Source organism: Pseudomonas sp. 01L34, from assembly GCF_056400265.1.
This window is the reverse complement of the sequence record NZ_JBFTSX010000004.1, coordinates 475,960-498,795: the sequence shown is the minus strand read 5'-3', so window position 1 is coordinate 498,795 and position 22,836 is coordinate 475,960. Positions and strand designations below refer to the sequence as shown.

Genomic DNA, 22,836 nt, shown 5'->3' with positions numbered 1-22,836 from the left:
CCTCCGCTAAAGCATTCAATCTCCGGCCTTTCGGTTCCCCTTTTTTTGAGGTTCTTGTTATGCGTTTGACACTGCCTGCTCTGGTTCTGGGCCTTTTGGTTGCTCAAGGTGCGATGGCTGCCGGCGACGGCACGGCCGCGCTCGGTGGTGGTCTGGGTGGTGCGTTGGGTAACGTGGTTGGCCAAAAAATGGGCGGCAGCACTGGCGCAGCGATTGGTGCTGGCGTAGCGGGTGCAGCCGGCAGCGCTGTTGCCGCACGTAAAGGCAGCCGCACCAAAGCGGCCATCGGCGGCGGTGTTGGCGCGGCGGGTGGTTCGATAATCGGCAACAGCCTGGGCGGCAAGAACGGCTCCACCATCGGCGCAGGCCTGGGTGGCGCATTGGGCGGCGGCGTAGGCAGCAACCTGTCCAAAAAGCGTCATTGATCCTTAAGGTCAGCTGAAAAAGCCCGGCTTAATGCCGGGCTTTTTCGTTTTGGAACGTTTCTGCATCATGTGGCTCAAATCTCATACAGTCGGTATTGGTTTTCTGTATAACAGACCCAGATACAGGCTGATGCCTATCCGCGGCACGTTCTTCCCCCCAATGCGGAAATTAGAGGTGCATATCATGCGTTTCATGCGTTTGACATTGTCCACGATGTTTTTGGGGCTTTTGGTCGCTCAGGGCGCAATGGCGGGTGGCAACGGTGACGCTGCAGTCGGCGGTGGTCTTGGCGGTGTGTTGGGCAACGTAGTCGGCGGGCAGTTGGGCGGCAGCACCGGGGCCGCGGTGGGCGCTGGCGTCGGCGGTGCGGCAGGCAGTGCGGTCGGTGCGCGCAAGGGCAGTCGCACAGAAGCGGCCGTCGGCGGTGGTCTCGGCGCGGCGGGTGGTTCGGTGATCGGCAACAGCCTGGGTGGCTCCACTGGTTCGGACATTGGCGCAGGCCTGGGCGGCGCAGCCGGTGGCGCGGTGGGCAGCAACATGGGTGATGACCGCGGCAGTTCGCATTCCGGTGGTGGCTACTACAAACACAAGCATAAAAATAAGTACAAGAATCACTAACTCGATATCGAGTTAAAGTAAAACCCGGCCGAGTGCCGGGTTTTTCGTTTCTATCGATAGGACGCTGGAACGATTTGCCGTAGGACCTCTCGAACTTTATATAACTCTGAACGTTGTGAGGCATGCCCATGAGTCCGGAAACCGAAGACAAGGAAGAAGAAGGCCCGATCAACGATCCTGGCAACGAAGATCCGGGGTCTCTGATGGACGACGCCACGGTGCCGCTCAACGATGCCGATGACGCAGGCGATGTGGGCAACCTGGAGAATGATGAGTATGACGAGGAAGACGATGAGTGATTTAGCGGTCGGCCCGACCGATTAATCCCTCTGATCGAACCGTGTCTGTCGTGTTGGCCTCGAAAGGCAAGGATCTGCTTTTCAGGTCCATTGAGAGGTGCGTTATGAACGCTGATCCGAAAGACTCCGATATCGACGATACCCCCGAATATCCGCTGCCTTCGCCCACCAATTCGCTGCGCCGCGACCAGCGCCCGCCCGACGATGACGACACTGCTGTGGAGCAAGTGCCGGACGGTGATGTGAAGCGCGGTAATGTGGAGGCCGACCCGGACGACCCGGACATTGCCGGTGATGACGCTTCGGGGGAACCGAGCTGAAACCTGTGTGGTGGTGCATCGCAGATTGTCGATTGAGCGACACCTTTTAAAAGCGATCACCGCCAGAGATCAGGTAAAGCACTCTTTAAAGGAGATGCACCATGATCAGATCAAAATGGATGGCGCTTACGATGGTCGGCTTTTTGTCGATCAGTTCATTGACGGCGTTTGCTGAATCTACCGGTCGCGATGCGCCGGTCGACAAGGGCGGGATGCCGCCTTATTCGGAAATGAATGCGGGTACCTCGGATGGGAAGGCGCTGCCGCCGGACACCATTGGTGGTGGCAAAGGTGGTGATGCCAACGGGAGTAGCATCGACCCGGGGAAGGGCAGCGGGTCGGTGAGTGGTGGAAGTTCGATGGGGAGTGGTTCTGGAAGTGGGTCTGGAGGATCAGGTGGTTCTGGGGTGAGTGGAGGCGGTGTAGGTAAAATCGGTAATTCGGGCGGCTAAGTCAGATTCTTTACCGTTGCACTGAGCCCAGCATCGAGCTGGGTTTGGTGTTTGCACTGGAGTTCCAAGTTTCCTGCCCTATTTTTTCGACCGCTACTCCTCTTCAATATCTGATTCAAACCAGCGCATAAAGAAGTCTCGTTGAACCTCTGGATCGTTGGTAAGGTTATTTTTTTCATAGTCAAAAATATTTACCAGGTCATTCCTTGTTGCATATTTACCTAGTGTAAGTTCATATGCTTTTACTCCAAGCGTCATTTGTGAGGACATACTGGAAGGGTGTACGTTTATTTTTGCTCCTTTGCACAGGAAAACTACATCGCAGTGCTCTTTTCTGATATTACCAAGGCACTCGTAAAAATCTCCCCCTGCATAAGTTTTGCTATATCCATCCTCCGTCACAAAATTAATAGTCAGTGCTTCCGAGTCGCAGAAAAGCTTCGCGATCTGGCGTCTACCGTTTTTGATTATCACAATTTCTACTCTGTCCACTTTCTATTTCCTGTTCGGATTTAAGGTGGTGTAACTAGTGGGGCGACCATCAGCACCAATAGGCGTAACACCGAGAATATCTTCTCTTTTGACTCCACCTTGGATTGCTACCTCCCTTTCATTACTAAATTTGTATTTTTTTCCAAGTTCCTTGACTAGATCTCTACCTTGAATCATTCGTATAGTGTACAAAAAACCACTTCTCATATTGAATTTTGTCGCGAAATCAATTCCAACATCTCTTTTGGGCGAAGTGCTAACAAAATTGCTCGGTGGTTTATTACTGTCAAGTGAGTGAAGTAGCAAATCATTGCTGTCGCCCTTGGTTTTAAAACCCTGGTAAAAAATTTCATCTGGATGGCGGCTATCTCCACGATATAAATATTTTTCCTCCGTATATAAGGGAAGTTGAGCATCCCCCTCATCAGCCCTAGCCTTACCCGCCGGATCCTCATCCCCAAACGACGGCTTCTTACACCCATCCCCCCCAGGGCACTCACTCAACCCCAACGGATCAACCCAACCCGCCGGATTGCGCGTGTACTGATAGCCGTTTAACCCGCCCGCCAACTTGCTCGGGTCCGGCGTCAGGTACCGCCCGATATCCGGATTGTAGTAGCGATGCCGGTTGTAATGCAGGCCGGTTTCCGCGTCGTAATACTGCCCTTGAAAGCGCAGCGGTTGATCGAAGACCTGGTGGGTGTCGCGGTTGAGGCGGGTGAGGCGGCCATAGGCGGTGTATCGGGCGGCCCAGATGATGTCGCCACTGTAGTCCGTGAGTTCTTGCGGGGTGCCGAGGTGGTCGAGCTGGTAGTAGAAGGGACAAGCCTTACGCGGGCCTTTGCCGTCGAGCATGGCCAGCGGGCGGAAGGTGCCGGGTTCGTAGACGTAGCTGCGATGGTGGTCCTGGCTGTGTTCGGCGACGAGGTGGTCGCCTTGCCAGAAAAACTCGATGGTTTTGCCGTCGACGGTTTTGGCGATGCGGCGGCCGAAGGCGTCGTAGCGATAACTTGAACAACGACCATCCGGCGTAGTGACGCCGACCAGCCGATGCTGGCGGTCGTAGCGGTATTCGGTGACGAGTTTCTGCGCGGTGCCGCGGCGCTCGCGGATCAGGTTGCCGAAGGTGTCGTAGTCGAAGTGGCGATCGCCCTGCATCAACAGGCGATTGCCTTTGACGGACGTCGGGCCGGGGCGGTCCTGCATCAGCAGGTTGCCGGCTGGGTCGTGGGCGTAGCTTTCCGGCTGTTGGTCGCGGGAGTGGCGCACGCGGATCAGTCGATTGAGCGGGTCGTACTGATAGCTGCGCTGGCCATGGCGGGTGTCGGCGATGCTGTCGAGATTGCCATTGAGGCTGTAGGCATAGTCGCGGCGGTAGAGCGGATGTTGGTGCTGGCCGACAGCGTGGGCCTTCAGCCGGCCCTGTTCGTCGTAGGCATATTCACTGAGCAGCAGGCCCTGTTGGCGGTTTTGTTCGCGACCGGCGAGGAACGTATGCGAGGTCAGTCGTGCGCCATTGAGGTCAATGGCCGTCAGCGCACCGCCCTTGGCGTGGCGGTAGTCGAGTTTGCTGCCGTCCGGCAGGCGCAGGCGGTTGAGCTGGCCGCAGGCGTCGTAGCCATAACGCAACGTGCCCCAGCCTTGGTGCTCGGTGATCAGCCGGTCCTGCTGGTCGTACTCGAACTCCAGCGGGTGATCGTGGCCGTCGTCGACGCGGGTCAGCCGGCCCAACGAGTCGTAGCGGTATTCGACCTGGATGCCGTCGGGCAAGGTCTTGACCAGCAAGCGCCCGGCCGAATCCCGTTTGTAAGCCGTCACCAGCTGCGAGCCGTCATCGCCGAACTCGGTTTTCTCCAGCAGGTGCCCATTGAGATCGTAGGCGTACGCGGTACGACGGCCGTCGAAGCCGGTTTCCTGTCGGATCAGGCCGCTGGGCGTGTAGTCCAGCCGATAGTGTTCGCCGGATTCGTTCTCGATTTCCGTCAGCAGCAGCTGCGCATTGTCATAGCGGTACTTGAGCTGGGTGCCGTCGGGATTGATCCGGCGGCTGACCAGGTGCAGGTCGTCGACGTATTCATAGCGGGTGATGCGGCCCAGTTCATCGCGTTCGGCGGTGATCTTGCCGTAGGCGTTGTAACTGAACCCACGGGTGGCGCCGGTAGGGAATGTTGTCTGGACCAGTCGGCCAATGGCGTCCCATTGGTACTGGGTAAGCGCACCGTGTTCGTCCTGACGAGTCGTCTGCCGTCCCAGCGCATCGTAGGAAAAGCGCCGCTGCCCACCGTCCGGCAAGGTCTCTTCGAGCAACTGGCCCAAGGCATTCCAGACAAAGACATGCCGACTGGTGTCCGGGTAGCGGACCGACAGCAACCGGCCCTGAGGGTCGTAGTGGTAATGGGTGACCTGACCGTCGGGATCGGTCGCCTCGGTGACATCGCCCTGGGCATTGCGCTGGTATTTCCACACCGCCTGACCGCGATAGCGCGCATGCAGGAAACCGTTGCGATACTCGTAGGACGTCGGCTCGTCTTGCGGCGGAATCAGCGCGACCAAGCGTCCGACGTCGTCGTAACGGTATTCGGTGACGGCGCCGAGCGGATCCTGTTCGGCCACCAATCGGCCCTGCTCGTCATAGGCCTTGAGCTGTTCGCCGCCGTCCAGCCCGACCCGGCGCACCAGTCGCGCCCGGTCGTCGTGGACGTAAACCTCTTCGCTGCCGTCGATGTTCCGGACGGTGACGCGGCCCTGGTCATCCCAGACATAACGAGCATCCATCTGCGCAAACGACGCCCAATGCCGTACGCAGCGTGCCGCCTTGCCGGACCGTTCCCACTCCCAGAAGAAACTCGCGCCACCGGCCAGCTGCCGCTGCAAAATGACGTGGTTGTCGTCGTAGTCGTAACGCTCGCTTTCCCCGGCGGCACTGGTCGCTTCGATCAAGCGCTGGCGGGCGTCGTAGCGGTAGAAAGCCAGCGTCTGCTCTGTACGCCAGGCTTCACCCAAGTCATCGCTGGGGCAAAACGACTGGTATTCGACGGCAACCAGGTGCCTGCGCTCGTAGCGCAACAGCAAGGCACGACCGGCACCGTTGTCGAGGCGTTGAATACGCTCCTGTCGGTCGCGAGTGATGCGCAGGCGGTTGTTGTAGGCGTCACTGATCGCCGTCAGCCGGCCGTTATGAAAGTGATAGAACCGGCTCGTCTCGCCGGCTAGCGCGAGGATCAGCTCCTCGGGGTCATCACCGAGATAAATCGCCGCGCGCGAAAGGCTGTTGTGGATCGCGGGGCGTTCGTTGCTCGGCAGCGGGAACGTCGTTCGACGGTTTTCATGGTCGATCCAGACGACCTGTTCAACGCTCAGCTCCAACCGCTGCGCCAGCGAATGGCTCCAGCCCCAGCCCAGCCCGCAATCGATCTCCACCGCGCTGGTGCGGTACAACCGGGTGAAGGCAAACGGCAGCAGCCCGTCCAGCGCACCGTCGGACAGGGTCAGCAGTTCTTCGCCGCTAACCATCGACACAGGACAGCCGTTGGTGCAGGTCAGTGCCGCGCAATCGGCGCTGTCGCCATTGGGATTTTTCGCTTGATTCGGTGCGTCGTCGTGGGGTTCGTGACGTCCCAACCGGGTCTTGGCTGCAGACTTGTCGCGGGCAATGGCGAGCGGATTGTTCACCTGCACAGCCGGTGAGTTGCCGGCGCTGATCTGCAGTGGAACCGTCGGTCCAGGTCTCAGCGGTGCATTGCGCGCGCTGACCACGAGCGGTTTGAGGACGCCAGCGTGGGCTGTCAGATCGGATTTGGCCGTCAGTTCGGCCAGTCGCAAACTGGCTGCCGCCAACCACTGCCGGGCCCGCTGGGACTTGATCTTGTCCAGCACTTTGGCGCTCATGCCGAGCTTCAGGCCTGTAGGACCTGTGAGACGCACCAGCAGGAAACTGATCAATATTTCCGTACGAACTTGTGCTACGACTTCAGCGATGTACTGCGGCGGCAACATCCTCAGCCAACTGGTGAAGGCTGCGAGATGGATGAACATCAACGGCTCATCGCTCAACATCAGCAACACATTGGCAATGGTTTCAGCCGAAGCGTTCAGCAGCGTCTCAAGCTCGCCTTGTGTCAGGTACTCAAGGAGTTTTTCGCTGCTGCCTTGCAGGTCCGCCACCAGGGCGTAGACCTGCTTCACGTCATCCCACAAGCCGTGCAGCGAACGCTCGAAACCATGCCAGTCAGCCTGTTGCAGCAGGCCGTAGCGTTGAGTGAAACCAGCTTTGGAAAAATCTGCCCATAAAGGCTCGAATTCGCTCCTCCATTCGTTGCGCAACCAGCCTTCCAGCTCGCCGATCACGCCCTGATAGGAGGCGTAGAGTGCTTTAACGTGTTCAGTGGAAACATTGGGAAAGAAGGTGATGCGATAGCGATGGCCGCGCCAACATTCGGGGATTTCGAGAATGCCGCTGGGGCCGATGGTTGCGTGGACGGGCTCACCGAACGTGAGCTCACCGTTGTGCTGGGAGATAACCGGCTCGAGCATCACCGGCGTATCGCCGATTGGCACGAAACGCGCGGCTTCAAACATATGCACCAGGGTCAACGGACCGCTGGCCGGGCACATGGCGAGTGTCGAACTGACAGGCGCGGTGGAGTCCTTCGGTGCGCTGAGCCGGACTTCGTTGCCGACCTTGAACACTTGCTCGACGTTGAGCGCGCCACCGGTCCAGAAGTTTTCCGCCCAGGCCTCGTAGTCGTTGAGGCAGAGTCGGAAATCACCGAGCAGGGCTTTGATGTCCGGCTGTTTGGGGTTCATGGCGGCGACCACCAGCAGACCGATGGCGTTGTTCAAGGCCAGGACCTTGTCAGGTTCGAACATTCGCAGTCCCTCGCGCTGATCAATGTGGAGCGAGAGACTTTGCGGGGGATCAAAAAGGAAAGAAGTCGGGAAAGGAGGTGTTTGGTGTAGGGGAAATCGCTAAATCATCACGGCGCCCTCGGCAGAGGATTTTGTATCCGCCAGGCATTGCCCGTTGCTCTCGACCAATCGCGCTCGCTATGCTGCTGAACCCTTTAATCCATCACGGATCCGGCCGTACCTGAGCCGTCCTGGGATGTCATGAGAAAACGGATCAGATGCGATGAGTGCACCCTTGGATGAGTTCGGTCCGATCAAGGCCGTGATTTTCGATATGGACGGTTTGCTGCTGGACACCGAGGGCATTTACACCGAGGTCACGTCCATCATTGCCGAGCGCTATGGGCGGACCTTCGACTGGAGCGTCAAACAGAACATCATCGGCCGTGGTGCGGGTGATCTGGCGCGCTATGTGGTCGAGGCGCTGGACTTGCCGATCACCGCCGAAGAGTTTCTGGTGATCCGCGAGCCCTTGATGCGCGAGCGTTTTCCGACGGCGCTGGCGATGCCCGGAGCAGAGGAACTGGTTCGGCACTTGAAAGCCAACAACATTCCTATCGCGGTGGGCACCAGTTCTTCGCGTCAGTCGTTTGGTCAGAAAACCACTTTGCACCGCGACTGGTTCGCGCTGTTTGACTTCATTGTCACCGCTGACGACCCGGAAGTGGGGGCGGCGAAACCGGCGCCGGATATTTTCCTGACGGCGGCACGACGCCTTGGGGTCGCGCCCCGGGATTGCCTGGTATTCGAGGATTCGCCGTTCGGCGTCACTGCAGCCAAAGCGGCGGGAATGACGGCGATTGCTGTCCCGGATGCGGCGATGGCCGACGAAAAGTACGCACACGCCGATGGCATTCTTCGTACGTTGAAGGCGTTCAAGCCCGGTGCATGTGGCTTGCCGGCGCTTGAATGGAACTGACCATTCGATAATCCCTGACACAAAAGAACGCCGGCAATTGATTGCCGGCGTTTTTGTTTCAGTCGAGCGGTGTATCAGGCGCCGAAACCACCGTCGATGGTCAGGCTGGCACCGGTGATGTAGCCAGCTTCGGGACCTGCGAGATAGGCGACGAAGCTGGCGATTTCTTCCACGTTGCCGTAACGACCCACAGCCATCAGCGGGATCAGGCTATCAGCGAAGTCGCCGCTGGCGGGGTTCATGTCAGTGTCGACCGGGCCTGGTTGCACGTTGTTGATGGTGATGCCCCGTGGGCCGAGGTCGCGAGCCAGGCCTTTGGTCAGGCCGACCAGCGCCGATTTGCTCATGGCGTACGGGCCACCGCCGGCGAAAGGCATGCGATCGGCATTGGTGCTGCCGATGTTGATGATGCGACCGCCTTCGGTCATGTGGCGGGCGGCTTCCTGGGTGGCGATGAACACACTTCGCACGTTGATGGCCAGGGTCTGGTCGAAGTCTTCGAGTTTAAAGTCCTCCAGCGGTGCGACGGCCAGAACGCCTGCGTTGTTGACCAGGATGTCCAGGCGGCCGAAGGTCTCGACGGTGGCATTGACGGCATTGCGAATAGCAACGGCATCGGCGCTGTCGGCCTTGATGGCCAAGGCTTTGCCGCCGGCGGAGATGATGCTGTTTTGCAGGTCTTCGGCTTTGGCGGTAGAGCTGACATAGGTGAAGGCGACGGCTGCGCCTTCGGCGGCCAGGCGTTTGACGATGGCAGCACCGATACCGCGTGAACCGCCTTGAATCAGAGCTACTTTACCGCTGAGGTGTTGAGTGGTCATGTCGATCTCCAGAAGTTCAAGGCAGGCTGCCTTGTTGTCGGAGTCGAGTATCGGCTTCGCATTACTCGGCGGGTAGACTGTGATTGCTATAGTCTGTGTAAACCAGAAGTTTATAGTGGCGCTTATGGAAACCTTCAGCAGTATCGAATGCTTCGTGCGCAGCGCTGAGGTCGGCAGCTTCGCCGAGGCTGCGCGACGCTTGAGCCTGACGCCTGCTGCGGTGGGCAAGAGCGTCGCCAAGCTGGAGGCGCGACTTGGTGTGCGGCTGTTCCAGCGCAGCACGCGTAGCCTGACGCTGACCGAGGCCGGTCAGCTGTTTCTCGGCGAAGTCAGCGCCAGCCTGCACACGATCCAGAATGCCGTGGCCAACCTGGCCAGCGCCGAAGGACGTCCGGCGGGAACGCTGAAGGTCAGCATGGGCACGGTGTTCGGGCGCTTGTACATCGTGCCGTTGCTCGGAGAGTTTTTGCGGCGCTTTCCGGCGATCAACCCTGACTGGCATTTCGATAACCGTCAGGTCGACCTGATCGGCCAGGGGTTCGATGCGGCGATTGGTGGTGGATTCGACCTGCCCCAGGGCGTGGTGGCGCGCAAGCTGACGCCCGCCCATCGAGTGTTGGTGGCTTCAGCCGGGTACCTGGCGGGGCACGAAGCGATCATCGAGCCCGATGACCTCCAGCACCACGATGGCATCCTGATACGATCGCCGCAGACGGGGCGCGTGCGTTCCTGGCAATTGACCTGTCGCAACCGGCAACACAGCCCGCTGACGCTCAAGGCGCGAATGACCATGAGCGATTCGGAAGCAGCCTGCGCGGCGGCGACCCAGGATTTGGGCATTGCATTGGTGAGCATGCCGTTCGCCGTTGGCTATCTGGACGCCGGGACCTTGCAGCGGGTGCTGCCCGACTGGTACGTCGACGATGGCAATATCTCCATCTATTACGCCGAGCACAAACTGCTGCCGGGCAAGACCCGGGCGTTTGTCGACTTCATCATTGAACAGTTTGCCGAGCAGGGGTTGGGGCAGCGGTTCAGTGCAGTTTGAGCCCGGCTTGGGACCGAGGTATGGCCATCGTGGGCAAGCCACGCTCCCACAGAGTGATGCAAACCCCTGTAGGAGCGAGGCTTGCCCGCGAAGAACGATAACGCGGTCTAGCGCCCAAACCGCCCAGGCCAACCAATAATGGTCTTCGGCCGAGGCGTCGCATACGTCCGCACTTTCGACGTCGACAACCCCAACCGCACCAGGGATTCGGCAATGGTCACCGCCGCCGTCACGCCATCCACCACCGGTACGCCGGTGCGCTGACGAATCTGTTCAGCCAGCCCGGCCATGCCGCCACAGCCCAGGCAAATCACCTCGGCCTTGTCCTCGCTCACCGCCAGTTCCGCCTGGCGGACAATCGCCTCCAGCGCACGCTCTGGGTCGGACTCCAGCTCCAGCACCGCCAACCCACTGGCCCGCACCGATGCACAACGATCCCAGAGCCCGGAGAGTTTGAGGCGATCCTCGATCAGCGGCACGGTGCGGTCGAGGGTGGTGACCACCGAATAGGCATGGCCGAGGAACATCGCGGTGCTGGCGCCGGCATCGGTGATGTCCACCACCGGCACGTTGAGCAACTCCTGCAAACCTTCACGGCCGTGCTCGCCGTAGCCGGCCTGGATTACCGCATCGAAGGGCTGATCGTAGGACATGACCCGGTCCATCACGGCGATGGCGGCCAGGTAGCTTTCGAAATTGCCTTCAATGGAGTCGGCGCCGAAATGCGGGGTCAGGCCAATGATTTCCGTGCCGGGCGCGGCCACGGACTGCGCTTGGCGGGCGATGGCCTGGGTAATGGATTCGGTGGTGTTGACGTTGACCACGAGAATTCGCATGGGAGGTCCTTATAGCGAGGTGGTTTGCGGCCCGATGTCACCGGGCCGCCAAGAGGATTAATGGCTGACGTTATCGACCGCGATGGCTTCACCGCTGACATCGGCGTAGTAAGGCTGCCGTTTGGCGATGATCAGGTAGAGCATCCCTGCAATCCCGGCGCCAATCAGCCAGGAGAATGGCGAGACACTGTCGAAACCTGGCACCAGGGCCAGGACAATGGCGATCAAGGCGGCCGGAATGAACGCCGCCACGGCGCGCAAATTGACCCCGCGGCTGTAGTAATAATCGCCATCTGGATCTTCGCTGTACAACTGCGGCACGTTGATCCGGCCTTTTCGTACCTGCCAGTAGTCGACCATGATCACCCCGTACAACGGGCCGAGCAGGGCGCCGAGGCCAGACAGGAAATACACGATCACCAGCGGGCTGTTGTAGAGGTTCCACGGCAGGATCAGCACCGCGATGGTCGCGCTGATCAGCCCGGCGCGGCGGAAGGTCAGGTATTTGGGCGCCAGATTGCTCAGGACAAAGGCCGGGGCCACGAAGTTGGCCATGATGTTCACTGCCACGGTGACAATCAGGAACGCCAGGCAACCGAGTACCAGAAAGAAGGTATTGGGAATCGACGCGATGATCTCGGTCGGGCTTTCGATGATCCGGCCGTTGATCTGAAATTGCGCACCGCACAGCAGGACGGTGATCCCGGCGAATACCAGAATGTTGACGGGCAGGCCCCAGAAATTTCCGACCCGGATGGTCTTGCGGCAGGGAGAAGAGCGGGCGAAGTCGCAGAAATTGAGGATTAGCGTGCCGTAGATCGACAGCCACAAGGCGCCGCCGGCAAAGATATTGCGCCACATCTCACCGCCACTCAGCGGTTCACGAATCGACCAGGCGATGGTGGCGTTGGCCTGGAAGTACATCCAGCCGGCGAGGGCGGCGACGGTCAACAAAATCACCGGGCCGGCAAACGCCTCGTAGCGTCGCACCATTTCCATGCCATAGGCCAGGATCGCCAACTGCACGAACCAGATCGCCACGAAACACACCCAGCCCAGGCTCGACAGCCCGAGTATCGAATTGTGGTCGTAATCGGCGAGTCCGGGATGCACCGCCGTCAGCAATACGCGAAAGACCACTGACGCCAGATACGTCTGAATTCCGAACCAGGCAATGGCGATAACGGCGCGAATCAATGCGGGAATCTGCGCGCCATGGATGCCGAAACTTATCCGGCTGATCACCGGAAACGGCACCCCGGTTTTCTGGCCCATGTAACCGGAAAGGTTCATGAAGCAATACACCAGCGCCGCACCGATTCCCAAGGACAGCAGAATCTGCCAGCCGCTCAGGCCCAGTGCATACAAGCCAATGGCAAAGGAGTAGTTGGCAATGTTGTGCACATCGTTTGTCCACAGGGCAAAGATGCTGTAACGGCCCCAGCGCCGACCTTCGGCCTTGGTCGGCGCGAGGTCCTTGTTATGCAGGCGGGGGCTGAGCACGACGGGTGGTTGAAACGTTTGATCGTGAATCACGGAGGTAGAAAGAGGAGAGGTCAGATCCAGCGCAATATTGTTATTGGGGAGGCTAGTACGCATTCCGGCAGGCTCCTGAAGCTCGTTGCCGCGATGACTGTGCATGAGCGTGGGCTCGACAAATCTTCGTCGCGGGTGGGAGAGCATCATTGGTTACGGGGCATCTGCAGCCTGTACGGGATAGGGCGCTTCAGGCTTGCGGATCTAAAGTGTGTGTATGTTTTTGTATTTATTGTATACAAAGCATGTGTTCACTTAAGCCAGATATGTGCCAGTCGGTGATCTATAAAATTTAAGGCTAATTTCGTTTTGTTATTGATTGAAGATAAGTAGTTGAAAAAAAGACGATATAAATTGACCGATTGAACAGGTATTTATTTTGGGCAGGGTTTTGTCGGAGTGTTCGACTGAGGAAGTCAGGACAGGGGAATGTAACTTTCTGGGGCACTGAAACTAAAAGTGCACACAGATATGGCACTTATGGTGACATTTCTGTGTACACTTTTTTAAAGTAAAACCATCACAGGCTTCGCCAGCTCCTGCAGGAGCTGCTACGGGCTGCGATCTTTTAAGCTTTGGACTTGCTGATGATGTTCCCGGCATGCAGCCCGCATTCTTTCTGCGTGGCTTCTTCCCACCACCAACGACCTTCGCGCTCATGCTGGTTCGGCAGCACCGGACGGGTGCAAGGCTCGCAACCAATGCTGATGAATCCGCGTTCATGCAGGCTGTTGTACGGCAGCTCCAGCATGCGGATGTAACCCCAGATCTCTTCGCTGGTCATCTGTGCCAACGGGTTGAACTTGTACAGGGTACGTTCCGGGGTGGAAAACGCGGTGTCGATTTCCAGCACCGCGACGGCGCTGCGGGTGCCCGGGCTCTGGTCCCGACGCTGGCCGGTGGCCCAGGCGGTCACGCCAGACAGTTTGCGGCGCAGCGGCTCGATCTTGCGAATGCCGCAGCACTCGCCATGGCCATCCTTGTAGAAACTGAACAGGCCTTTTTCCTTCACGAAAGGTTCGAGCTTGCTGTAGTCCGGCGACACCACTTCGATATCGATCTTGTAGTGCTCGCGCACCTGCTCGATGAAGCGGTAGGTCTCGGGATGCAAGCGGCCGGTGTCGAGGCTGAACACTTTGACGTTCTTGTTCAGCTTCCAGGCCATGTCCACCAGCACCACATCCTCGGCGCCGCTGAAAGATATCCACAGGTCATCGCCGAACTCGGCGAACGCGAGTTTCAGGATGTCCTGGGCGGATTTGTTGGCATAGGTCGTGGCGAGTTCCACGACATCGAACGATGGGCTCATCAGGGCGGCTTCCTACAGGTCGGTGGCGCTGGGCGCTCTATATGCGTCGATGGTAACAAAATCCTGCGGTGGCTGGCGCGTCCTCTGCGTTGCACGGAGGGGGGCGAGTCGCTAGAGTTCGGCAGTCCTTTTGCTCGCTCGACTCATAAATAATACTAATGGGAGTGTCTTGTGGAAATTGCCTGTCTGGATCTTGAAGGTGTGCTGGTCCCGGAAATCTGGATCGCCTTTGCCGAAAAAACCGGGATCGAGTCCCTCCGGGCCACCACTCGGGACATTCCCGACTACGACGTGTTGATGAAGCAGCGCCTGCGGATTCTCGACGAGCATGGCCTGAAGCTCTCCGACATCCAGGAAGTGATCGCTACGCTCAAGCCTCTGGAAGGCGCCAGTGAATTTGTCGACTGGCTGCGTGAGCGCTTTCAGGTGGTGATTCTGTCGGACACCTTTTACGAATTTTCCCAGCCGCTGATGCGTCAACTGGGCTTCCCGACTTTGCTTTGTCATCGTCTGATTACTGACGATGGCGGTCGGGTCACGGGCTATCAGCTGCGTCAGAAAGATCCCAAGCGTCAGTCGGTTTTGGCGTTCAAGAGCCTCTATTACCGAGTGATCGCGGCGGGGGATTCCTACAACGACACGACGATGCTGGGCGAGGCGGATGCCGGGATTTTGTTCCACGCGCCGGACAATGTGATTCGCGAGTTCCCGCAGTTCCCGGCGGTGCACAGCTTTGCCGAGTTGAAGCAGGAATTCATCAAGGCTTCGAACCGGGCGTTGAGTTTGTGAACACAACACTGTGGCGAGGGGGCTTGTCGGAACGCCGCATCGCCCCGTTCGGCTGCGAAGCAGTCGCAAACCGGTGCATGCGTTCTATTTGAAAATTCGCGGTGTCGGATTTTAGGGGCGCTTCGCACCCCAACGGGGGCAAGCCCCCTCGCCACAGAAGTGCGATATCAGAGGTTCTGCAACGTTTCGAGCAGCACCTTCACCTTGGTAATCGATTCCTGATACTCCGCCTGCCAATCCGAATCCGCGACGATCCCCCCGCCGCCCCAGCAGCACACCTGCCCATCCTTGACCAACAAACTGCGAATGGCGATGGAACTGTCCATCTCCCCGCGCACGTCCAGATACAGCAATGAACCGCAATACAACCCGCGACGGGTCGGTTCCAGTTCATCGATGATCTGCATGGCGCGAATTTTTGGCGCGCCGGTAATCGAGCCGCCGGGGAAGCTGCCGGCGATCAAGTCCAGCGCGTCCTTGTCATCCGCCAGTTCGCCGGTAACGCTGCTCACCAGGTGATGCACGTTCGGATAGCTTTCCAGGCTGAACAGCTCCGGCACTCGTACCGAGCCGATACGGCAGGTACGACCCAGATCGTTGCGCAGCAAGTCGACGATCATCAGGTTTTCCGCGCGGTCCTTGGGGCTGGCCAGCAGTTCGGCGGCGTTCGCCGCATCTTCGGCAGCGGTCAGCCCGCGGGGGCGAGTGCCTTTGATCGGGCGGGTTTCGACGTGGCGCTCGCTGACTTTGACAAAGCGCTCCGGCGACAGGCTTAGCACCGCGTCGCCGTCGGGCAGGCTCTGGAAGCCGGAAAACGGTGTCGGGCAAGCCGCCCGCAGCGCGCAATAGGCCGCCCACGGATCGCCCTGGCATTGGGCGCGAAAGCGCTGGGCGAAGTTGACCTGATAGCAGTCGCCAGCCTGGATGTACTGCTGAATGCGTTCGAAGGCTTGCCGATAGTCGTCAGCGCTCAGGTCAGCACTCATCGGGCCGTCCAGTTTAAATGGCTGGATATTCTCGGTGGTGGGCTGAGTGAACAGTTCGATCAGCCGTTGTCGTTCACTGTCGATCAGCGTCGGGTGGAACACCAATTGACTGGTAGCCAGATGGTGATCGCTGATCAGCGCCCAGTCATACAGCCCGAAGCGTGCGTCGGGCAATTGCAGATCGTCCCGCGCCTGGCTCGGCAGGTTTTCCAGATGCCGTCCGAAGTCGTAGCTCAGGTAGCCGATCAGGCCGCCGGCGAAGGGCAAGTCGTCAGGGACGGTTGCTTCACCGAGCCGTGTAAGGTTCTTGCGAAGGCGTTGCAGGAAATGGCTGCCGCTTTCATCCGGCAACACGGCCAGTTGCTCCAGCGGCCAGGCGCTGAGCAGGTCAAAACGCCCACGTTCGGCACTCGGCCGGCCGCTGTCGAGCAGCACGGCACCAGGGGCATGACGAATCGCCGCGAAGTACTCGGCAGGGTTGGCGCGATAGGGCAGCGGGTGTACAGAACAGGTCAACATGGGCGGGGCAGATCAGCCAACGAGGCGGGGGAGCGATTGTAGTCCTCTGCAGGATTTGCTCCTAGAGGGGATGTCGGGGATTGGCAGGTTGAGAGCAGCTGCGCAAGACCTGTGGCGAGGGGGCTTGCCCCCGTTGGGCAGCGAAGCGGCCCCAATCCAGTCTCCCTGCATCGGCTGATTTGACGACTGCTGCGCAGCCGAACGGGGGCAAGCCCCCTCGCCACAGGTCAGCCCTCAACCGCCGGAATATGCCCAAACAATTCCTGAACGAACGCCACACGTTCCTGCGCCGTTTCGGTGATCCCGCGCGCCTTCAGCTCTTCGAGTCGCGCCTCGACCGCGTGGGTACGGGACGTCAGCCCGCAATCGTTGGCGATCTGAATGTTCAACCCAGGCCGGGCATTGAGCTCAAGAATCAGCGGCCCTTTCTCCTGGTCAAGCACCATGTCGACACCGATGTAGCCCAGCCCGCACAACTCGTAACAGCCGGCGGCCAGTTTCATGAAACCGTCCCAGTAGGGCAGTTGCACGCCGTCTACCGCGTTGGTGGTGTCCGGGTGTTTGTTGATGATGTTGTTCAGCCAGGTGCCGCGCAATGTCAGGCCAGTGGCCAGGTCGACACCGACGCCGATGGCGCCCTGGTGCAGGTTGGCCTTGCCGCCGGACTGGCGGGTCGGCAGGCGCAGCATGGCCATCACCGGATAACCCATCAGCACGATGATGCGGATATCCGGCACACCTTCATAGCTGATGCTTTTGAAGATCTGGTCCGGGGTCACGCGGTATTCGATCAGCGCACGGTCGCGGTGCCCGCCCAGGGAATACAGGCCGGTGAGGATGCTCGAGATATGGTGCTCGAGTTCCTCATGGTCAATGATCTTGCCGGACACTGTGCGATAGCGCCCCTCGAACCGGTCGGCAACCACAATGATGCCGTCGCCGCCGGCGCCCTGGGCCGGTTTGATCACGAAGTCGGTGCGCCCGCCGATGATCTCCTTGAGGTTATCGATTTCCTTCTCGGTGGAGATCACGCCGTACAGCTCCGGCACGTGGATGCCGGCGGCGATGGCGCGTTCCTTGGTGATGATCTTGTCATCGACGATCGGGTACAGGCTGCGCTTGTTGTACTTGAGCACGTAGTCGGCGTTACGCCGATTGATCCCCATGATGCCCCGGGCCTCCAGGGCTTTCCAGGTCTTCCAGAGACCGAACATCAGGCGTCAGCCTCCTTCAGGAAAGCCTTGAAACGCACCAGTTCGGTCAGGCGGTAACCGCGATAGCGACCCATGGCCAGCATGAAAGCCACCAGAATCAGCAGGACCGCCGGGAAGGTGAACACGAAGTACACCAGCTCCGGCACGCTCATGATCAGGTGCGCCAGGGAGGCGGCGAACAGTGTGCCGATCGCCACTTTCATGGCATGGCCGCCACCGCGCTCTTCCCAGGTGATCGACAGGCGTTCGATGGTCATGGTCAGAATCACCATCGGGAACAGCGCCACCGACAACCCGCGCTCCAGGCCGAGTTTGTGGCTGAACAGGCTGATCGCCGCGATCAGCACCACCACGAAGGTCAGCACCACCGACAATCTCGGCAGCATTTGCAGTTTCAAGTGCTCAAGGTAGGAACGCAGCGACAGCCCCAGCGCCGTGATGATGGTAAACAGCACGATGCCGAAGCCGAGCTGGGTTTCCCGGAAGGCGAGGGCGATCAGCACCGGGGTAAAGGTGCCGAGTGTCTGGATGCCGATCAGGTTGCGCAGGATCAGGATCACCAGCACGCCGATCGGGATCATCACCATGATCATGAAGGTCTGCTGGGTTTGCAGCGGCAGGCCGTACAGCGAGTAGTCGAGGAAATTGGCGTCGGAATTCTCGTCGGTCAGCTTGGCCAGGCGAATGGCGTTCATTTCGCTGTTGTTCAGGCTGAAGGTGACGTTGGCTTTCTTGCCGCCATCGACGGTGATCAGGTTTTCATCGCCGGTCCACCACAGCAAGCGGTCGGTGGGCAGGCCCTGTTCGCCGGTTTCCGGGTTGAAGTACAGCCAGTCGGTACCGTTGAAACTGCGCAACCAGAGTTCAGGCGTTTGCGGCTGATCGGCCACCAGGCGGATGGTGTGGACCTTTTCCACCGGCACGTGGGCGATGGACAGAACCAGCTCAACGATTTTGGCTTTGTTCGCGGTGGACGTATCGCCGGCCAGCAGCAGTTTCACGTTGTCGTCGTTGAGGTTGTTGACACGCTTGATGGCTTCGCCGATGAAAGTTTCGACGTCGGCCGAATGCTGGCGGATCGGCGCAAGCAAGGCTTCGGCGGCGATTTTTTCCGGACCTTCGACGGCGATGCTGTCGCGGAAGGTCGCCCCTTTGACCTTGGATTTTTCGCCGGTGTAGCGCTTGGTCAGCACCAGGCGGTAATAAAGGGTCTGGTTGCCCTTGGCCCGACGTGCCGACCAGGTGACCTTGCGGTTGCCGTCGACACGGTTCACTGCCACACCGTAGTTATTGGAAATGAAACTCTCGTTAAGGCTCACGTAGTCGCGGCTCAGCGGCGGCACGAACATCTGGATCTTGATCGGGTCTTTGGCGTTGGCGACGAACTCGACCTTGGCGTCGATGTTCCACAAGTCATCGGTGGCATCTTCAGTCACCGGAATACCGAGCACGAAAATCTGATAGGCCGTAACTGAAATGCCCAGCACCACCAGGATGGCGATCAGCAATTTCAGATGGAGGGTAAGAGAGCGCATTGGAATTACTCTGCGGTATGTGCGTCGGTGGCGCAGGCAGGTTTGCCAGCAGCGTATTTAAGACTTGGATCGACCAGCGCATCGAAACGCTTGAGTGCCTCGGAGCCGATCAAGAGCGGGTATTGGAAGGCGCTGCGGTCGGTCAGGTTCACTTCAATACTGCGTAAAGCCGACCCCATGCAGATATCCAGCTCGATGACCGGACGGGCGGTGTACTTCTTGCCTTCTTCCGGGTCGTAGTCACCGGCCCGGCGCTTGATCTTGCTGACACGGGCCAGCGGTCGTTCGATCGGGTGCGAATGCGCGGCGTCGATGGCCAGATAGAAGCGCACCCAGGATTCGCCATTGCGTTTGAAACGTTTGATGTCGCGGGCGCTCAGCGAGGCAGTTTTCGCCCCGGTGTCGAGTTTGGCGGCAACTTCCAGGTTGATGCCGTCCAGCGACGCGTACTCATTGAGGCCGTACACAGTCTTTTCCCCTGCCGCGGCAAAACCTGACAGGCCAAGAAGACAAAGAAATGTGGTGAAGAGCTTGAGTCTCATAAATCCTGATGCGCAGCGGTCCGTTCTTCAATTCAAGGCCCTGGCATTGCTGCACAAGCTCCCTCGTATGCCTATCCTTTTTTTATGACAGGCAATGCAGATGACAAGCAAATGCGGGCGGCATTCTAGCACGGTGGTTTTATGGCGCCAGCGCTGGCGGACGGCTGTAACCGGGGGGGCTGCTTCTTTATGGTGCAAGCGGTTATTAGACGATTGTCGACAATGTCTATTTATCCTTTGACGTAACTGGCCTTATTCGCTAGTTTTTGCGGCATTGCTTTTAAAGGTGTCGACAATATGCTGGATCAACTCGATCCCCCGGTCACGGTTCAGGACGACTCGGAAACACTTTCCGAAAACGTCTTCCGACGCATTCAGGCGGCCATCGTCAAGGGCGAGATCGCCCCGGGCAGCAAGATCTCCGAGCCGGAGCTGGCGCGCACCTATGGCATCAGCCGCGGGCCATTGCGTGAGGCGATCCACCGTCTGGAAGGCCAGCGCCTGCTGGTTCGCGTGCCGCACGTCGGGGCGCGAGTGGTGTCGTTGAGTCACGCCGAATTGCTGGAACTCTACGAAATCCGCGAATCCCTGGAAGGCATGGCCTGCCGTCTGGCGGCTGAACGCATGACCGTTGAAGAAATCGACGACCTGCGCCGGGTGCTGGAAACCCACGAGCGCGATGCGGCGTTTCAGGCAGGCGTCGGCTATTACCAGCAGGAAGGCGATTTCGACTTTCATTACCGGATCATTCAGGGCAGCGGCAACCGCACCCTGACCCAGATGCTCTGCGGCGAGCTCTATCAACTGGTGCGCATGTACCGCATCCAGTTTTCCACCACGCCCAATCGGCCACGCCAGGCGTTTGCCGAGCACCACCGAATTCTCGATGCCATCGCCGACCGTGACGGTGAACTGGCCGAGTTGTTGATGCGCCGTCACATCGGCGCCTCCAAACGCAATATCGCCCGTCACTACCAGGACGGCGCTAACCCGACAGCCACTGAACGAGGTGAGTCATGAGTTCCAACAAGAGCACTCCAGGCCAGCGTTTCCGCGATGCGGTCGCCAGCGAGCATCCGCTGCAAGTGGTCGGCACGATCAACGCCAACCACGCGCTGTTGGCCAAGCGCGCCGGTTTCAAGGCTATCTACCTGTCGGGGGGCGGGGTGGCTGCCGGCTCCCTCGGCGTGCCGGACCTGGGCATTACCGGCCTGGATGACGTGCTGACCGACGTGCGCCGCATCACCGACGTTTGCGACCTGCCGCTGCTGGTGGACGTGGACACCGGTTTCGGTTCCTCGGCGTTCAACGTCGCCCGTACCGTCAAGTCGATGATCAAGTTCGGCGCGGCGGCAATTCACATCGAAGACCAGGTCGGCGCCAAGCGTTGCGGTCATCGTCCTAATAAAGAGATCGTCTCGCAGCAGGAAATGGTCGACCGCATCAAAGCCGCTGTTGATGCGCGCACCGACGACAGCTTCGTGATCATGGCCCGCACCGATGCCCTGGCGGTGGAAGGTCTGGAGTCTGCACTGGATCGCGCCGCCGCGTGCATCGAGGCCGGCGCCGACATGATCTTTCCGGAAGCGATCACTGAACTAGAGATGTACAAACTGTTCGCCAGCCGCGTGAAAGCGCCGATCCTGGCCAACATCACCGAGTTCGGCGCGACCCCGCTGTACACCACCGAGCAGCTCGCCGGTGCCGATGTGTCGCTGGTGTTGTACCCGCTGTCGGCGTTCCGCGCGATGAACAAGGCTGCCGAAAACGTCTACACCGCGATCCGCCGCGACGGCACGCAACAGAACGTCATCGACACCATGCAGACGCGCATGGAGCTTTACGATCGCATCGATTACCACACGTTCGAGCAGAAGCTCGATGCGTTGTTTGCGGCGAAGAAGTAATGAAAGCCCTGTAGCAGCTGCCGAGCTTGCGAGGCTGCGTTCGAGACCGAAGGGCTCGCCAAGCCAGGCAGTTCGGTCTTTCAGATACACCGCGTATGCAGGGTTTACGACTGCTGCGCAGCCGAACGCAGCCTCGCAGGCTCGGCAGCTGCTACGAAAATAAGATAACCGTATAGAAGTTGCAGATTCCCTAACAAATTCAAAAACTGGAGACAGCAATGGCCGAAGCAAAAGTACTCAGTGGCGCCGGGCTCCGTGGCCAGGTTGCCGGGCAAACCGCACTGTCCACCGTGGGCCAGTCGGGTGCCGGCCTGACCTATCGCGGTTACGACGTGCGCGAACTGGCGGCTGACGCACAGTTCGAAGAAGTGGCTTACCTGCTGCTGTACGGCGAACTGCCGACCCAGTTACAACTGGCCGGCTATACCGAGAAACTAAGCAAGCTGCGCGACCTGCCGCAAGCGCTGAAAGAAGTGCTGGAGCGCATCCCCGCCGACGCCCATCCAATGGATGTGATGCGCACCGGTTGCTCGTTCCTGGGCAACATCGAGCCGGAGAAAGACTTCTCCGAGCAGCACGACAAAACCGACCGCCTGCTGGCCGCGTTCCCGGCGATCATGTGCTACTGGTATCGCTTCAGCCACGACGGCAAACGCATTAATTGCGTGACCGACGAAGCCTGCATCGGCGGCCATTTCCTGCACCTGTTGCACGACAAGAAGCCGAGCGAGTTGCACGTCAAGGTGATGAACGTTTCGCTGATCCTCTACGCGGAGCACGAATTCAACGCCTCGACCTTCACCGCCCGGGTGTGTGCCTCGACGCTGTCGGATCTGTATTCCTGCATCACCGCTGCCATCGGTTCCCTGCGCGGCCCGCTGCACGGCGGGGCCAACGAAGCGGCGATGGAAATGATCGAGCGCTTCAGCTCGCCGGAAGAGGCGGTTGAGGGCACCCTCGGCATGCTGGCACGCAAGGACAAGATCATGGGCTTCGGCCACGCGATCTATAAGGACAACGATCCGCGCAATGAGGTGATCAAGGGCTGGTCGAAAAAACTCGCCGACGAAGTGGGCGACACGGTGTTGTTCCCGGTTTCAGAAGCCATCGATGCAACCATGTGGGAACAGAAGAAACTGTTCCCGAACGCCGACTTCTACCACGCCTCGACGTACCACTTCATGGGCATCCCGACCAAGTTGTTCACACCGATCTTCGTCTGCTCGCGCCTGACCGGCTGGGCGGCCCACGTGTTCGAGCAACGTGCCAACAACCGCATCATCCGCCCGAGCGCCGAGTACGTCGGCGTCGAACAGCGCAAGTTCGTGCCAATCGAACAACGCTGACCGGGGAGGGCGCC

The 22,836-nt window shown here is 59.4% G+C and carries 21 protein-coding genes; 11 read left to right on the top strand and 10 right to left on the bottom strand.

The window, feature by feature from the left end; genetic code table 11:
* Window positions 1-59: 59 nt before the first annotated feature.
* From AC1DQM_RS14235 to AC1DQM_RS14215, 5 genes are all read left to right on the top strand, one after another.
* Window positions 60-425 carry a glycine zipper domain-containing protein gene (locus tag AC1DQM_RS14235; RefSeq protein WP_019648242.1) on the top strand — a complete coding sequence of 122 codons (366 nt, stop codon included), beginning with the start codon at window positions 60-62 and terminating at the stop codon, window positions 423-425.
* Between the two features lie 193 nt (window positions 426-618).
* On the top strand, window positions 619-1,044 hold the full coding sequence (locus AC1DQM_RS14230) for a hypothetical protein (RefSeq protein WP_477746461.1): 426 nt from the start codon (window positions 619-621) through the stop codon (window positions 1,042-1,044).
* 128 nt (window positions 1,045-1,172) lie between these two features.
* Window positions 1,173-1,343 (top strand): hypothetical protein, encoded by a 171-nt coding sequence (locus AC1DQM_RS14225; protein WP_018925238.1) that lies wholly within the window; start codon window positions 1,173-1,175, stop codon window positions 1,341-1,343.
* Window positions 1,344-1,447: 104 nt separating this feature from the next.
* Window positions 1,448-1,663 (top strand): hypothetical protein, encoded by a 216-nt coding sequence (locus AC1DQM_RS14220; protein WP_477746387.1) that lies wholly within the window; start codon window positions 1,448-1,450, stop codon window positions 1,661-1,663.
* A gap of 101 nt (window positions 1,664-1,764) precedes the next feature.
* Entirely contained in the window at window positions 1,765-2,115 is a 351-nt protein-coding gene (locus AC1DQM_RS14215; protein ID WP_477746386.1) for a hypothetical protein, read from the top strand.
* A gap of 93 nt (window positions 2,116-2,208) precedes the next feature.
* Here the strand turns inward: AC1DQM_RS14215 and AC1DQM_RS14210 are convergent, their stop codons facing one another.
* Together AC1DQM_RS14210 and AC1DQM_RS14205 are read right to left on the bottom strand one after the other, a co-directional pair.
* Window positions 2,209-2,607 carry a hypothetical protein gene (locus AC1DQM_RS14210; protein ID WP_477746385.1) on the bottom strand — a complete coding sequence of 133 codons (399 nt, stop codon included), beginning with the start codon at window positions 2,605-2,607 and terminating at the stop codon, window positions 2,209-2,211.
* Window positions 2,608-2,610: 3 nt separating this feature from the next.
* Entirely contained in the window at window positions 2,611-7,476 is a 4,866-nt protein-coding gene (locus AC1DQM_RS14205; protein WP_477746384.1) for an RHS repeat-associated core domain-containing protein, read from the bottom strand.
* Between the two features lie 262 nt (window positions 7,477-7,738).
* On the opposite strand from AC1DQM_RS14205, the gene AC1DQM_RS14200 reads away from it, so the two are divergent.
* A complete protein-coding gene (locus tag AC1DQM_RS14200) occupies window positions 7,739-8,434 on the top strand; it encodes an HAD-IA family hydrolase (protein WP_064619198.1) in 696 nt (231 codons plus the stop codon).
* A 74-nt stretch (window positions 8,435-8,508) separates the two neighbouring features.
* Here AC1DQM_RS14200 and AC1DQM_RS14195 read toward each other — a convergent pair whose 3' ends face one another.
* Window positions 8,509-9,255 (bottom strand): 3-oxoacyl-ACP reductase family protein, encoded by a 747-nt coding sequence (locus tag AC1DQM_RS14195; RefSeq protein ID WP_477746383.1) that lies wholly within the window; start codon window positions 9,253-9,255, stop codon window positions 8,509-8,511.
* Window positions 9,256-9,379: 124 nt separating this feature from the next.
* Between AC1DQM_RS14195 and AC1DQM_RS14190 the strand changes: the two genes are divergently transcribed.
* The gene (locus tag AC1DQM_RS14190; protein ID WP_477746382.1) at window positions 9,380-10,303 is read left to right on the top strand and encodes a LysR family transcriptional regulator; all 924 of its coding nucleotides are present in this window, start codon (window positions 9,380-9,382) and stop codon (window positions 10,301-10,303) included.
* Window positions 10,304-10,410: 107 nt separating this feature from the next.
* Here the strand turns inward: AC1DQM_RS14190 and AC1DQM_RS14185 are convergent, their stop codons facing one another.
* From AC1DQM_RS14185 to AC1DQM_RS14175, 3 genes are all read right to left on the bottom strand, one after another.
* Complete coding sequence (locus AC1DQM_RS14185; RefSeq protein ID WP_019579738.1) at window positions 10,411-11,139, bottom strand: aspartate/glutamate racemase family protein; 729 nt, start codon at window positions 11,137-11,139, stop codon at window positions 10,411-10,413.
* A gap of 57 nt (window positions 11,140-11,196) precedes the next feature.
* A complete protein-coding gene (locus AC1DQM_RS14180) occupies window positions 11,197-12,738 on the bottom strand; it encodes an NCS1 family nucleobase:cation symporter-1 (RefSeq protein WP_086945777.1) in 1,542 nt (513 codons plus the stop codon).
* Between the two features lie 505 nt (window positions 12,739-13,243).
* Window positions 13,244-13,984, bottom strand: coding sequence for a phosphoadenylyl-sulfate reductase (locus AC1DQM_RS14175; protein ID WP_007942164.1), 741 nt, complete (start codon window positions 13,982-13,984; stop codon window positions 13,244-13,246).
* A 171-nt stretch (window positions 13,985-14,155) separates the two neighbouring features.
* Between AC1DQM_RS14175 and thrH the strand changes: the two genes are divergently transcribed.
* The gene (gene thrH, locus AC1DQM_RS14170) at window positions 14,156-14,773 is read left to right on the top strand and encodes a bifunctional phosphoserine phosphatase/homoserine phosphotransferase ThrH (RefSeq protein ID WP_477746381.1); all 618 of its coding nucleotides are present in this window, start codon (window positions 14,156-14,158) and stop codon (window positions 14,771-14,773) included.
* A 167-nt stretch (window positions 14,774-14,940) separates the two neighbouring features.
* On the opposite strand, the gene pabB is transcribed toward thrH, so the two are convergent.
* From pabB to rloA, 4 genes are all read right to left on the bottom strand, one after another.
* The gene (pabB, locus tag AC1DQM_RS14165) at window positions 14,941-16,278 is read right to left on the bottom strand and encodes an aminodeoxychorismate synthase component I (protein WP_018925247.1); all 1,338 of its coding nucleotides are present in this window, start codon (window positions 16,276-16,278) and stop codon (window positions 14,941-14,943) included.
* A gap of 227 nt (window positions 16,279-16,505) precedes the next feature.
* Entirely contained in the window at window positions 16,506-17,492 is a 987-nt protein-coding gene (locus AC1DQM_RS14160) for an alpha-L-glutamate ligase-like protein (RefSeq protein WP_138866058.1), read from the bottom strand.
* Window positions 17,492-19,027, bottom strand: coding sequence for an osmotic stress tolerance membrane protein RloB (gene rloB / locus AC1DQM_RS14155; protein WP_018925249.1), 1,536 nt, complete (start codon window positions 19,025-19,027; stop codon window positions 17,492-17,494). Before rloB ends, AC1DQM_RS14160 begins: the two co-directional genes overlap by 1 nt.
* Before the next feature lie 5 nt (window positions 19,028-19,032).
* On the bottom strand, window positions 19,033-19,569 hold the full coding sequence (gene rloA / locus AC1DQM_RS14150; RefSeq protein ID WP_019579744.1) for a retropepsin-like aspartic peptidase RloA: 537 nt from the start codon (window positions 19,567-19,569) through the stop codon (window positions 19,033-19,035).
* Window positions 19,570-19,866: 297 nt separating this feature from the next.
* On the opposite strand from rloA, the gene AC1DQM_RS14145 reads away from it, so the two are divergent.
* The 3 genes from AC1DQM_RS14145 (at window position 19,867) to prpC (ending at window position 22,822) form a co-directional block, all read left to right on the top strand.
* The gene (locus AC1DQM_RS14145) at window positions 19,867-20,589 is read left to right on the top strand and encodes a GntR family transcriptional regulator (RefSeq protein WP_019648256.1); all 723 of its coding nucleotides are present in this window, start codon (window positions 19,867-19,869) and stop codon (window positions 20,587-20,589) included.
* A complete protein-coding gene (gene prpB / locus AC1DQM_RS14140; RefSeq protein ID WP_018925250.1) occupies window positions 20,586-21,476 on the top strand; it encodes a methylisocitrate lyase in 891 nt (296 codons plus the stop codon). Before AC1DQM_RS14145 ends, prpB begins: the two co-directional genes overlap by 4 nt.
* 218 nt (window positions 21,477-21,694) lie before the next feature.
* Window positions 21,695-22,822, top strand: a complete 1,128-nt coding sequence (gene prpC / locus AC1DQM_RS14135) for a bifunctional 2-methylcitrate synthase/citrate synthase (protein WP_018925251.1) — start codon at window positions 21,695-21,697, stop codon at window positions 22,820-22,822.
* Window positions 22,823-22,836 lie beyond the last annotated feature (14 nt).